The organism is Aeromonas sp. AE23HZ002T15, assembly GCF_054165525.2.
Window position 1 is genome coordinate 2,251,369 of sequence record NZ_CM201342.1, and the last position, 12,842, is coordinate 2,264,210.

Genomic DNA, 12,842 nt, shown 5'->3' on the forward strand with positions numbered 1-12,842 from the left:
ATCCTCAGCGACGACGGGGCGGACGGGTGTCCGGCCAGGCACGATAGACGTCGGCGATCTGGTCCGGTCCGCTGATGCAGAGATCCAGATCGTGCAGCAGACCGTCCTTGATCCCGTAGATCCAGCCGTGCACCGCCAGCTCCTGCCCCTTGCGCCAGGCGTTCTGGATGATGGTGGTGTGACAGACGTTGGCCACCTGCTCGGCCACGTTCAGCTCGCACAGGTAGTCGTGGCGCTCGTGCTCGTCTTCGATGGCATCGAGCTGCTCACGGTACTTGAAGTAGACATCCTTGATGTTGCGCAGCCAGTTGTCGATGAGACCCAGCTCGGTGTTCTTCATGGCGGCCAGCACACCCCCACAGCCGTAGTGGCCGCAGACGATGATGTGTTTCACCTTAAGCACCTCCACCGCATATTGCAGCACGGAGAGGCAGTTGAAGTCGGTGTGTACCACCAGGTTGGCGACGTTGCGGTGAACGAACACGTCCCCCGGCAGCAGGCCCATCAGCTGGTTGGCGGGCACCCGGCTGTCGGAGCAGCCGATCCAGAGATACTCGGGCGCCTGCTGGGCCGAGAGGGTGGCGAAGAACTCGGGGTCTTCGGCCTTGATCTGCTCCGCCCACTCGCGGTTATTGGTAAACAAGTCGTTTAACAGTTTCACTTCAACTCTCCCTAGAGTGTTAACCGCGGCAACATAACACATTCAAGACCATTGGGGGCACAGCGTCACCACAGATCCGATCTGGTGGCGCAGATACAAAAACAGGGCCATCAGGCCCTGCTTCGTATGGAGAGTGCCCTCAGGCATCCATGGCGTCTTTCAGTTTCTTGAGCGCATTCTTCTCGAGCTGACGCACCCGCTCCGCCGAGACGCCGTAGGTATCGGCCAGCTCCTGCAGGGTGGTCTTGCTCTCTTCGTCGAGCCAGCGGGCACGGATGATGTGCTGGCTGCGCTCATCCAGGGTCGCCATGGCCGCACTCAGACGACGGGTGGCATGGTTGTCCCAGTTATCGTTCTCTATGGTGGCGGCGAGATCGGAAGACTTGTCTTCCAGATAGTGCACCGGGGCGAAGCCACCCTCGTCTTCATCATCGCCGACCAGATCGAACGCCTGATCGTAGTTGCTCATCCGCGCTTCCATCTCGGTCACGTCGGACGGGGAGACCCCGAGCTCGGCGGCGACGGCCTGTACCTCGTCGTGGCTGAACCAGCCCAGACGCTTCTTGGATTTGCGCAGGTTGAAGAAGAGCTTGCGCTGGGCCTTGGTGGTCGCCACCTTGACCATGCGCCAGTTGCGCAGCACATATTCGTGGATCTCGGCCTTGATCCAGTGCACGGCGAAGGAGACCAGACGCACACCGACGCTCGGGTCGAAACGCTTCACCGCCTTCATCAGGCCTATGTTGCCTTCCTGCACCAGATCGGCCTGGGGCAGGCCATAACCGGCATAGCTCTTGGCCACGTGAACAACAAAACGCAGGTGCGACATGACCAGCTGACGGGCAGCCTCGAGATCGCCACCCTGCTGCAAACGCGTCGCCAGTTCACGCTCTTCCTCTGCGCTCAGCACAGGAATCGAGTTAACTGCCTGGATATAGCCTTCCAGACTACCTTGCGGGATCAGGGCCATAGTGCGTTGCAATGAAGTTCCCATGTTCTACCTCTTACTTTTCAATCGAATCAGTCTAACACCCTGAGAGGGTCTGTCTACTGACCGGATGCCATTCTGGGGTCTGAATCAAACATCGGCGATCCCAGCGCGAACCCGGCTTATCTTAGGACTGGGGGATGAATCATAAATGAACAATCAAAAAAAAGGGGTCACAGTGAAGGACCCCTGAAAAGTAGCATGCTAAGTCCATTGTTGCGGAGCTCGCAACCTTCACATGCTTGCCAAGTCAGACGAGCAAGGCAGAGGGGCCATACCCGTATACATTCTGTCGCACTTAATAGACTGCTTATAAATCAAAAGGTTCACGGGACTCAGACAAGATCCTGCGATCAGGTATCATTCAGATTACTCTGAGAAACTTGCCCGTGCCAGAAACGGGCCCTTCTTTTACTTGATCCAGTTCTCAAAATCCAGCGCTTTGCAGCGCTGGTAAATCAATCAGGAAGGTTCTATGTCACGAATGTGTCTGTGCACCGAAAACCAGGACGCGATCAAGCCCAACAAGGCACCCAGAAGTATCAGATTGAGACCATCGACGGCCCCCATCCCCACCAGCCGGAAATTGCTGTTGTAGAGACCGGCCAGCTCCTTCACCACCCCTTCGCTCCAGATCACCATCACCTCGGTCAGCCACCAGGCTAGCATGCCGCCGATGACCCCGAACCAGATGCCGGTATAGAGGAAGGGACGGTGAATGAAGGCATCGGTTGCCCCCACCAGCTTGAGCACCTCGATCTCGGAGCGCTGGTTGAGAATATTCAGCCTGAGCGTGTTGCCGACGATCAGCAGCACGGCGGAGAGCAGCAGCACGGCGATGCCTGTGATGGTGTGGCGCAGCAGGTTCATGATCCCCTGCAACCGGGTCAGCCATTGCAAGTCCAGCTTGCCCTGCTCGACACCGGGTTCGTTCTCCAGCTTGGCGAGCAGCTCGGCGGCCCCTTCCGGGTTCTGCCAGCGGGGATCCGGGATCACGCTCAGCACAGGCGGCAGCGGGTTGCTGTCGAGGTAGTCGAGGGCGTCACCGAAGCCTGAGATCTCGCGAAACTCCTTCAGCGCCTCGTCCCGGTTCATGTAGGTGACGGACTCCACCTCGGGGTAGAGCAGGATCCGCTGCTTCATGTCGAGGATGCTCTGCTCCGGCAGGTCCTTGCGCAGATAGAGGGAGATCTGGGAACTGGTCTGCCAGCTCCCCTCCACGATCTCGGCGTTCTTCAGCAGCACGTGGAAGCAGGAGGGCAGCGCCAGGCTGACGCCGAGCACCGCCAGGGTCATCAGGGAGGCGAGCGGATTGCGCCACAGCTCCCCCATGCTGGCGAAGGCCTGACGCAGGTGATCCACCCAGTACATGACGAGGCGGCGCAACAGGGGCTGTTTATGACGAACGATGGCCATCAGACTTCCTCCTCCGGTTGCTGTGAATACATGCGGCCCGCCTTGAGGGTCAAGGTGCGATAGCGCATGCGGGCGATGAGACCCAGATCGTGGGTGGCGATCAGCACGGAGACGCCGAAGCGATTGAACTCCTCGAACAGCCGCATGATGTCCATGGAGAGCTGGGGATCCAGGTTGCCGGTGGGCTCATCCGCCAGCAGCAGCGGCGGCTTGTTGACGATGGCACGGGCGATGCCGACCCGCTGCTGCTCACCGCCGGAGAGCATGCGCGGCTGGTAACGCTCCTTGCCGAGCAGGCCCACCTTGTCCAGCGCCGCCGCCACCCGCTTGTTGATGTCCCCGTGGCTGTAGCCGTCGATCACCAGGGGCAGGGCCACGTTGTCGAACACGGTTCTGTCCATCAGCAGGCGGTGATCCTGGAAGATCATGCCGATCTGACGGCGCACATAGGGGATCTGGCCACGCTTGATCTGGCTGACGTCGTCCCCGTGGAAGAAGACCCGGCCGTCGGTCGGCCGCTCCATCACGCTGATGAGCTTGAGCAGGGTACTCTTGCCCGCCCCGGAGTGACCGGTCAGGAAGGCCATCTCCCCCTTGCGCAGGTGGAAACTGACCTTCTGCAACGCCTGATGGCCGCCACTGTATACCTTGCTGACCTTATCGAAACGAATCATTCGGCTCCCTCATATTGACCAGTCCCGACCGGGATCGAAGCACGGGACGCTCACTCATGGTGGCATCACCTGACTGCTTGCGTGCCGTCACCGCGACCGTACATCTTGTTGATCTTGTCCCTGTGAGCCATCACAGACCCCGATAGCGACATGCCCCGATCGGGGTCGGGGCATGGCACAGGTTCATCACGACAGGACTTATTCGTCCCGGCTGAACAGCGCCTCGATGAAGTCGTTGGCGACGAACGGACGCAGATCGTCGATCCCCTCGCCCACCCCGATATAGCGGATCGGGATCTGGAACTTGTCGGCCACCGCGAAGATGACGCCGCCCTTGGCGGTGCCGTCCAGCTTGGTGAGGGTGATGCCGGTCAGGCCCACCGCCTCGCTGAACAGCTTGGCCTGGCTCAGGGCGTTCTGGCCGGTGCCTGCGTCCAGAGTCAGCATGATCTCGTGGGGCGCCGCATCGTCCAGCTTCTTCATCACCCGCACCACCTTCTTGAGCTCTTCCATCAGGTTGCTCTTGTTCTGCAGGCGACCGGCGGTGTCGGCGATCAATACGTCGGCGCCACGGGAGCGGGCAGCCTCGATGGCGTCATAAATGACGGAGGCGGAGTCCGCCCCGGTGTGCTGGGCAATCACCGGGATGTTGTTGCGCTGGCCCCACACCTGCAGCTGCTCGACGGCGGCGGCACGGAAGGTATCGCCGGCGGCCAGCATCACGCTCTTGCCCTCGGCCTGGAACTGCTTGGCCAGCTTGCCGATGGTGGTGGTCTTGCCGACGCCGTTCACACCCACCATCAGGATCACGTAAGGCTTCTTGCTGGTGTCGATCACCAGGGGCTGCTCGACCTTGGCCAGCATCTCGCCCATGTCCTGCTTGAGCAGGCCGTAGAGCGCTTCGGCATCCTTGAGCTGCTTGCGATCCGCATGCTGCACCAGCCCCTCGATGATGCGGCTGGTGGTATCGACACCGAGATCGGCGGTCAGCAGCTGGGTCTCCAGCTCCTCGAACAGCTCGTCGTCGATCTTCTTGCCACGGAACAGGCCGAAGAAACCGGAACCGATATTCTCCCGGGTGCGCACCAGACTACGCTTGAGGCGGGCGAAGAAACCCTCCCGCTGCGGCTTCTCCTGGGTATCGTCGTCCACCTTGGCGGCCAGCGGCAGGGCAGCCAGGGCGGCGGCTTCAGCCTCCATCTCGGCCACCAGGCGCAGATCTTCCGCGCGCTGGGCCTCTTTGGCGATACGGGCCTCTTCCGCGGCCTGGGCCTCGGCGGCAATGCGGGCCTCTTCGGCGGCCTGAGCCTCGGCGGCAATACGGGCCTCTTCGGCAGCCTGAGCCTCGGCGGCGATACGGGCTTCTTCGGCAGCCTGGGCCTCGGCGGCGATGCGATCCTCTTCCGCAGCCTGAGCTGCGGCAACGATGCGCTCTTCCTCCGCAGCCTGAGCCTCGGCGGCGATACGAGCCTCTTCGGCAGCCAGAGCCTCGGCGGCGATGCGGGCCTCTTCGGCGGCCTGGGCCTCGGCAACGATGCGGGTTTCTTCGGCAGCCTGAGCGGCGGCGGCGATACGAGCCTCTTCGGCGGCCTGAGCCTCGGCGGCGATGCGATCCTCTTCCGCAGCCTGAGCCTCGGCGGCAATGCGAGCCTCCTCCGCAGCCTGAGCTTCGGCGGCGATGCGGGCCTCTTCGGCGGCCTGTGCCTCAACGGCAAGACGAGACTCTTCCGCAGCCTGCGCCTCGTCGGCGATCAGGGCTTCGTTGACGATGACAGGTTCGAGCTCGGAGGTGCACTCCTCCACCACCAGGGGGCCTTCATCCGGTGTCTCGGGGAACTCTTCGGCAGTTGCAACGGCTGCCTCGGGCAGGGGAGTCTCGGCAACGGGAACGGAGGCCGCACCGGCCTCGGACTCAGGGATCACCGGGGTGGCTGCGGGGGCCTCTGATGGGGCGACCTCGGCCTCTTCTTTCTTGCGGCCGAAACCCAGCCAGGAAAACAAACCTTTTGCCATCTAAAAAATACTCACTTCGTTGGCTGACTGCTAAGATAGCCGTCCCTCGGTGGGCCGGCATAAAAATGAACCGGCTTATACTACCACTTTATTTTCTGACGACGAAACGCGATGCCCAGAGTGAAAACCAGCCGTAATAACCCCCACCCCAAGCCATCTTCACAGGGCAAGAGCGGGTTTGTAAGAATCATCAGCGGCCAGTGGAAGGGGCGTAAACTGCCGGTCAGGGACCTGGATGGGCTCAGACCCACCACGGATCGTGTCAAGGAGACCATCTTCAACTGGCTGGCCCCCCATGTGCGCGGCACCCGCTGCCTCGATCTCTTTGCCGGCAGTGGCGGCCTGGGGCTGGAGGCGCTCTCCCGCTATGCCGAGCAGGTGACCCTGGTCGAGATGGACAAGGGGGCCGCCGAGCAGCTCAAGAAGAACCTGGCGGCGCTCGGCAGCCCGCAGGGTCGAGTCATCCAGGCCGATGCCGTCAGCTGGCTGCAGGGCCCCGCGACTCCTTTCGATCTGGTATTCCTGGATCCGCCGTTTCGCCGCGAGCTGCTGCCCCAGGTGTGCGACCTGCTGGAGCAGCGTGGCTGGCTGGCGCCGGACGCCCTCATCTATCTTGAACGGGAAAAAGAGATGGCCGATCTGGCGCTGCCCGCCAGCTGGCAATTGCTCAAGGACAAACAGGCCGGTCAGGTCTGCTATCAGCTCTATCTGCGGGACACCAAGAATGACGCTGCGGTTTAAGCACCGGTCGGGAGGGGGAATGGGCGATGGGCCCCTCCCCGGTCAATGTGGGCAATGACTCAAGGACAAGCAGGTCGATCAGATCAGGCAGGTCTGCTACCAGCTCTATCTGCGGGACACCAAGAATGACACTGCGGTTTAAACACCGGTCGGGTGGGGAAATGGGCGATGGGCCCCTCTCCGTCAATTTGGGCAATTATTCAAGGACAAGCAGGTCGATCAAATCGGGTCTGCTATCAACTCTATGTGCGGGAGGTAAGTGATGAAGCGGGTGTTTAATCTGTTGGCGATGGGTGTGCTGCTGTTCTTCTGGCTCGGCGTGATCCTCGCGCTGCTGGGTACCCTGCCCGGCAAGTTGAACGGCTTCCTGCCGGTCTGCGGCCTGATCGTGGCGCTGATGCACTGGGTACAGGCCAGCCTCATCAAGGCGGCCTGCAAGCCCTACTTCGCGGTCACCCGGCTCGAGTTCACCCAGGTGCTGGTCTTCGGCGTCTTCGGCATGATGGAGATCCGCGCCAAGCTGCAGGCCATCATAGATGCCAAGCAAAAAGGCACGCCTCCTCAAGCCGACTGAGGTCGAGCCCTCAATCCAATCCCAGTGAGAAAGGAGTGATTCGTCACTCCTTTACTTTTTTCCCCAGGCTGATGCCGAGCTTGATGGAGAGTACGGCCAGCAGCAGCAACATGGCGATCAGGGAGAAGAAATTGCTGCCCAGTTCCGGGTATTGCACCTTGATCAGTGCCGAATGGCCGAACACGCCGATGAAAAAGCTGAGCACCATGCAGGCCGGGGTATTCCCCACCATGGGCTCATGACGGTAATGCTGATAGAGCTGATAGGCCGCCAGCACCAGGGCGATCAGGGGGAAGAAGGAGAAAGGCACGGCCGACTCGGTCAACACCGACAGGAAGGCGTCACCACAGATGCCGACGAGCAGGGCCAGCAGCAGGGGTTTCTTCGGGATAGGATTCGGTTCATGCATGTCAGTCCATCCTTGCGTTAAGAGAGTGATTCACGACGCTTGCGGTTCAGCACCTCGGCACCCATGGCGATCATCCGCAGCTGGCTGATGGTGCGATCGGAGAGGGCCTTGCACTCCTCGCTGGTCATGTCGAGGGCATCGGCGCCGGCGCTGAAGACGATGGTCACCATGGCCTCGGCCTGGATGAAGGCCTCTTCCCGCGGCGCCTCCGTGGTCGCCTCCAGGTAATCGGTCAGCTCGGCGATGAAGTGCTGGATCTCCCGGGCCACCGCCTGGCGGAAAGCCGCCGAGGTGCCGGAGCGCTCACGCAGCAGCAGGCGGAAGATGTTCGGGTTGTTTTCCACGAATTCCATGAAGGTCTGCACCGAGGTGCTGATGACGCTGCCACCCCCCGCGATGCGCTGGCGCGCCTGGCGCATCAGCTGGCGCAGGGTCAGGCCCCCTTCGTCCACCAGGGTCAGCCCCAGCTCTTCCATGTCGCGGAAGTGTCGATAGAAGGAGGTCGGCGCTATGCCCGCCTCTCGTGCCACTTCCCGCAGGCTGAGATTGGAGAAGCTGCGGTTGGCACAGAGTTGACTGAATGCAGCCTCGATCAGCGTACGCCGGGTTTTTTCTTTTTGTTGTGCGCGAATACCCACGAAAACAGTCACCTTGAGGTTAGCGAGGCCAAATGATAACCCGAAGGGCGGGCCGGGATCAGGTTTGTCTCCCACTTTTTTACCATTGACCCGCATTCCGGCTCAATGGAGAATGGCGCACAGCTGTTCGCTGAAAGGAACCGAGTGAGATGGAACGTCCCCCGATCATCATGACCAACACCCTGCTGTTCGCCCTCTCCGGGCTGACGGCACTGATTGCTGTGCCCTGGTACGGGCTGACCCATGGCTACGATCTCTGGCAGTGGCTCAGCTTCCTGCTGCTGTTCTGCTATTGCGGCATCTCCATCACCGCCGGCTACCACAGACTCTGGTCCCACAAGGCCTACAAGGCGCATCCGATCCTGCAGTGGATCTTCGCCATCGGCGGTGCCCTCGCCCTGCAGAACTCGGCCCTGCACTGGTCCTCGGATCATCGCCGCCACCACCGCCATGTGGATGACAACCAGCAGGATCCCTACAGCGCCGGCCGCGGCTTCTGGTACTCCCACATCGGCTGGATGCTGCGGGAATACCAGGGCGAGCGCTATCACGACTACGGCAACGTGCGGGATCTGCAGAACAACCCCATCGTCGCCTTCCAGCACAGGTACTATCTGGCCCTGACCCTGGCCACCAACCTCGGCGTCCCGCTGCTGCTGGGACTCATCCACGGGGATCTGCTCGGCATGTTGCTGCTGGCCGGGGTGCTGCGCATGGTGATGACCCATCACACCACCTTCTTCATCAACTCGCTGGCCCACATCTGGGGCAGCCAGCCCTTCACCGATCGCAACAGCGCCCGGGACAACGGCATCCTGGCCTTCTTCACCTTCGGCGAGGGGTACCACAACTTCCACCACCTGTTCGAGAACGACTACCGCAACGGCATCCGCTGGTGGCAGTTCGATCCCACCAAGTGGCTGATCCAGGGCGCCGCCTGGTGCGGGCTGGCGAGGGATCTGAGATCCTGCCCGGAGGAGCGCATCGAGCAGGCCAGGCTGCAGATGCAGCTGAAACGGGCCCAGGCCCGGTTGCACAAGCAGGATGACAGGGAGCTGTGGCAGGCGCTGCTGCAGGAGGAGTACGACAAGCTGAGCCAGCAGATCCAGCACTACTACGCGAGCCGCAAGCACCTGCTGGAGCAGCGTAAACGCAAGGCACTGGCCCGTTACGACAGGTTGAAGCTGCAGCTGGAGTACCGCACCCTGCGCGATGGCTTCATCGCCAGCAAGCGCAACTGGAGCCGACTGCTCGCCGGCATCGCCTGACGAGGCTCGCACGAACAAAGACCGCCAGATGGGCGGTCTTTGTTCGTGCGAGCCAGGCATAAAAAATGGGGCGACATTCGCATGTCACCCCCTCGCAAATAGCATGTTCCATATTGGGTTCCGAACAGGGGAAGCGTCTGTTTCACCTCAGGGGTTTCCGCTCCCCGAAGGTGGCGCCTGCCGGAGCAATCCGGTCGACCATTCCCTTCCACTCCCTTCACCCACACGGCAGCACGCCGCCGTGTTTGTCCTTGCCCTTGAAATACTACGCAGTTAAATAAAATAAAAAACCGCTTTGTACGACCCCCTATGCAAACCCCTGCTAGACCTCTGCTTCATGCATGAACATAAAGTGATTAAAAACAAAGCGATAGGATGATGAAGAGAGATTGGATGGCAAACGTTATCCACCAAGGCGCACAAGGCTTTGCGAGATCTCGCACAAGGGTACCGTCACAGCCAGGGATGCAAGGGCAACCAGTCGCTCAGCCTGGCCAGCAGGCGCCGTGCCGCCGACGGGGTCGCCACCCGCTGGACGGAGACCTGCAGCCAGCGCTCCAGCCACAGCTGCAACTCGGCGCACAGGGAAGGGCTGTGCAGATGCAGCATCAGCTCGGTGTTGAGCATCAGGGAACGGGGATCCAGATTGAAGCTGCCGAGCAGGGCCTCTTCCTCCCCCATCAGGATCAGCTTGGCGTGCAGGCTCAGGGCCTCGTCATCCAACTCGAACAGGGCTATTTGCTGGTGCGCCAGCCAGGGCCTGTGCCGGCGATAGGCACCGTACACCAGGGGCACATCCGTGCTGGCCAGGGAGTTGGTCAATATGGTGACATTCACCCCCGCCTCCCGCTGGCGTCTGAGGCTGCGACGCAGGCTCCGGGTCAGGACAAGGTAAGGGCTCACCAACCGCAACGCTCCCGGATTGCGGTTCAGACGGCGGCTCAGCTCCCGCGACATGGTCGGCCGGGCCACCAGTCCCTTGCCCGGCCGATCGAAGCAGAATTCACCCAGACCCGCATGCCAGCGCAGGGGGACGGGCTCGTCGTCGAACAGGCTGGCGGGCAGATCGTAGAGGGCCGCCACCGCTGGCTCGATCAGGGTGAGCAGGAAGCCATTGACCGCCGCCACCTCGGCGGGCAGCAGTTTGCGTCGCAGCAGACGGCGGATGGGGTGGCTCCAGCGGCTGCGCCAGTAGAGCGCGAAGCCCTGCCCGGCCAGCTGGCAGAGCACCCCGCGGCAGACCAGATCCAGGTCGACGAAGTGTGGGGCCTCCCCCAGCCCGAAGTAACGATCGCCGATGTTGCGGCCTCCTATCACCCCCTGGCAGCCGTCCACCAGCAGCAGCTTGTTGTGCATGCGGTGATTGATGCGCCGAAAGCTCAGCAGGCCCTCCAGCAACAGGGTCAGCCGTCGCCAGCCCCGCAGCCAGAAGGGGTTGAACAGGCGCACCTCGATACCGGGCTCATGGGCCACCATCTCCAGCAATCGGTTATCACCGGCATAGAGATCGTCGATCAGCAGTTGCACCCGCACCCCGCGCCTGGCGGCGTGCAGCAGCTCCGCCAGCAGCAGCTTGCCGCTGCCGTCCTCCTCCCAGCTGTAGTACTGGGCCTGGATCCGGCTGCGGGCGGTGCGGATCAACTGGCAGCGCAGCTTGAGGGCCGCGCCAGGATCCTCCAGCAGAGCAAATTCGGCGGGGATCAAGCGTCATCTCCTTGTCATGGGGTCGTGGCATAACCCGGGCAAGCGCCCCAAACGCAGCGTGCCAAGGAGTCGACCATGGAGCTTCATGACAGCCCCTCACTCAGCCACAGGCCCCAGGCCTGTCAGCCGGAGCCCGTCGCCAGGCCGCTGGCACCCTGGTACCTGCAACACAGGGATCAGGGCTGGGGTGCCTCGATCGATGTCCGGCAGGATCCTTGCCTGGGATGAGCGTCAGGGTTGCGCCGCCTCGATGGCCTCCGTCTTGCCCTCCAGCTGGGGCAGGCTGAAACGATAGGCCACGTAGTATTTGTAGATGGTGCCGACGTAGTTGATGGGCCCCTGCCCCACTTCGTTGGCCACCAGTTGCTCCACGTTACCGAACCAGACGTTCGGATCCAGCCCCCTGGCCTTGGCCTTGGCCTGTAGCGCCTGCACCCGGTTGGGGCCGGCGTTGTAGGCCGCCAGCGCGAACAGGTGGCGGTTGAGGTTATCCATGTCGGGATCGTTGAAGTAGACATCCAGGATGTGGCGCATGTAGCGGCAGGCCGCCTCCACATTGCCCTCCAGGCTGGTGAGCCTGGCCCCGCGGATCCCCACGGCGCCGCCGGTACTCGGCAGCAGCTGCATGATGCCCACCGCCCCCTTGTTGGATCGCACGTTGGGGTTGAGCCCCGACTCCTTGTAGCCGAGCGCCGCCAGCATCAACCAGTCCAGCTGGTACTTGCCGGCCTGGGTCTCGATCACCTTGCGGATGGTGGAGAGCCGCCCCAGGGGATCCGGCGCCAGTATGTTGCTCATCCGCTCGCTCTGGGCCAGCAGGCGGCGCAACGTCATGTCGCTGTAGAGGGTGCGCTTGCTCGCCTCCGAGATGTAGTCGTTCACCGCCTTGAGCAGGCCGGTGTCGTCCTTGCGCAGGGCCCAGGCGCTGCGGCCCTTGTCCCGCAGGGGGATCAGCTTGTGGGCCTTGAGCCCCCCAATCATGTCGAGCCAGATCCGCCCCTTGAAGCTGTCGGTCACGGTGAGCGGTATGATGCCCGCCGCCACCATCTCCATCAGATCCCCGTCCTGCAGGTACTCGGGCACCTTCTCGATATAGACGGGGGGCAGCCCCAGCTCCCGGAACAGCCAGTTCAGCTGGTTCAGGCTCTCGTAGTAGCTGGAGCTGGCGCGCACCCAGATCCGCCGCCCGGAGAGCTGGGTGATGCGGTTGAAGGCAGGCAGCTCCCGCTGGCTCACCACCCACTCCTCGATGGGGGTGATGAGGGGCTGGGAGAAGGTCACCTGTTCGCGCCGGGTCGGGGTCACCGTCATGTTGGCCGCCACCAGATCCCCGCGCCCCTCGGTGAGGTAGTCCAGCAGCTTGTCCTGGCGCACCGGGATATAGATGATCTTGAGTTTGAGCTTCTCTTTGGGGAGGTAGGTCTTGTTCAGCCAGCGCTCGAAGCCCTGCAGCTGATTGACCAGGATGCCGTACTGGGCGCCCTTGTCGAAGAAGAAGAAACCCCGCTCATAGACTACCAGGGCCCTGAGCTCCTTCTTTTCCAGGATATGGGCGAGATCCCCGGGTTGGGGCAGGAGCTTGGGTCTGACGTCCGGGGCGCGGGAAGGGGTGGCGCCAGACTGGGGATTGAGATCCGCCGCCGGCAGGGGAAGGGAACAGAGTGTCAGCAGGACCCAGAGCCATAGCCGCATATCTTCTCCTTCTGCTGGCCGACGCCCGGAACAGGGTTGCCCGCGGGATAACTCAATATAGAAC

Annotated in this window: 13 protein-coding genes; 4 read left to right on the forward strand and 9 right to left on the reverse strand. The window is 62.2% G+C overall.

The window, feature by feature from the left end:
- Window positions 1–4: 4 nt before the first annotated feature.
- The 5 genes from can to ftsY form a co-directional block, all read right to left on the reverse strand.
- The gene (gene can, locus ACT5M9_RS10400) at window positions 5–661 is read right to left on the reverse strand and encodes a carbonate dehydratase (protein ID WP_349920686.1); all 657 of its coding nucleotides are present in this window, start codon (window positions 659–661) and stop codon (window positions 5–7) included.
- Between the two features lie 139 nt (window positions 662–800).
- Window positions 801–1,655: an RNA polymerase sigma factor RpoH gene (gene rpoH, locus ACT5M9_RS10405; protein ID WP_349920685.1), complete on the reverse strand. Its 855-nt coding sequence runs from the start codon at window positions 1,653–1,655 to the stop codon at window positions 801–803.
- Window positions 1,656–2,111: 456 nt separating this feature from the next.
- Complete coding sequence (ftsX, locus tag ACT5M9_RS10410; RefSeq protein ID WP_438551738.1) at window positions 2,112–3,065, reverse strand: permease-like cell division protein FtsX; 954 nt, start codon at window positions 3,063–3,065, stop codon at window positions 2,112–2,114.
- The gene (gene ftsE, locus ACT5M9_RS10415; protein WP_438551739.1) at window positions 3,065–3,739 is read right to left on the reverse strand and encodes a cell division ATP-binding protein FtsE; all 675 of its coding nucleotides are present in this window, start codon (window positions 3,737–3,739) and stop codon (window positions 3,065–3,067) included. The genes ftsX and ftsE overlap by 1 nt, the downstream gene beginning before the upstream one ends.
- Before the next feature lie 198 nt (window positions 3,740–3,937).
- Complete coding sequence (ftsY, locus tag ACT5M9_RS10420; protein ID WP_457981718.1) at window positions 3,938–5,752, reverse strand: signal recognition particle-docking protein FtsY; 1,815 nt, start codon at window positions 5,750–5,752, stop codon at window positions 3,938–3,940.
- Window positions 5,753–5,863: 111 nt separating this feature from the next.
- Between ftsY and rsmD the strand changes: the two genes are divergently transcribed.
- Both rsmD and ACT5M9_RS10430 read left to right on the forward strand, forming a co-directional pair.
- Window positions 5,864–6,493 (forward strand): 16S rRNA (guanine(966)-N(2))-methyltransferase RsmD, encoded by a 630-nt coding sequence (rsmD, locus tag ACT5M9_RS10425; RefSeq protein ID WP_457981716.1) that lies wholly within the window; start codon window positions 5,864–5,866, stop codon window positions 6,491–6,493.
- Between the two features lie 262 nt (window positions 6,494–6,755).
- Entirely contained in the window at window positions 6,756–7,067 is a 312-nt protein-coding gene (locus ACT5M9_RS10430; protein WP_438551742.1) for a DUF1145 domain-containing protein, read from the forward strand.
- Window positions 7,068–7,110: 43 nt separating this feature from the next.
- On the opposite strand, the gene ACT5M9_RS10435 is transcribed toward ACT5M9_RS10430, so the two are convergent.
- Both ACT5M9_RS10435 and fabR read right to left on the reverse strand, forming a co-directional pair.
- Window positions 7,111–7,476, reverse strand: a complete 366-nt coding sequence (locus tag ACT5M9_RS10435) for a YijD family membrane protein (RefSeq protein ID WP_457981714.1) — start codon at window positions 7,474–7,476, stop codon at window positions 7,111–7,113.
- A gap of 17 nt (window positions 7,477–7,493) precedes the next feature.
- Window positions 7,494–8,114 (reverse strand): HTH-type transcriptional repressor FabR, encoded by a 621-nt coding sequence (gene fabR / locus ACT5M9_RS10440; protein ID WP_349920678.1) that lies wholly within the window; start codon window positions 8,112–8,114, stop codon window positions 7,494–7,496.
- A gap of 149 nt (window positions 8,115–8,263) precedes the next feature.
- Between fabR and ACT5M9_RS10445 the strand changes: the two genes are divergently transcribed.
- Complete coding sequence (locus ACT5M9_RS10445; protein WP_457981712.1) at window positions 8,264–9,382, forward strand: fatty acid desaturase; 1,119 nt, start codon at window positions 8,264–8,266, stop codon at window positions 9,380–9,382.
- A gap of 453 nt (window positions 9,383–9,835) precedes the next feature.
- On the opposite strand, the gene ACT5M9_RS10450 is transcribed toward ACT5M9_RS10445, so the two are convergent.
- Complete coding sequence (locus ACT5M9_RS10450) at window positions 9,836–11,086, reverse strand: phospholipase D-like domain-containing protein (protein WP_457981710.1); 1,251 nt, start codon at window positions 11,084–11,086, stop codon at window positions 9,836–9,838.
- A gap of 75 nt (window positions 11,087–11,161) precedes the next feature.
- Here ACT5M9_RS10450 and ACT5M9_RS10455 point away from each other — a divergent pair, with 75 nt between their 5' ends.
- Window positions 11,162–11,314: a hypothetical protein gene (locus ACT5M9_RS10455; RefSeq protein WP_457981708.1), complete on the forward strand. Its 153-nt coding sequence runs from the start codon at window positions 11,162–11,164 to the stop codon at window positions 11,312–11,314.
- A 3-nt stretch (window positions 11,315–11,317) separates the two neighbouring features.
- Here ACT5M9_RS10455 and ACT5M9_RS10460 read toward each other — a convergent pair whose 3' ends face one another.
- The gene (locus ACT5M9_RS10460; RefSeq protein WP_457981706.1) at window positions 11,318–12,778 is read right to left on the reverse strand and encodes an MltF family protein; all 1,461 of its coding nucleotides are present in this window, start codon (window positions 12,776–12,778) and stop codon (window positions 11,318–11,320) included.
- Window positions 12,779–12,842: the final 64 nt, after the last annotated feature.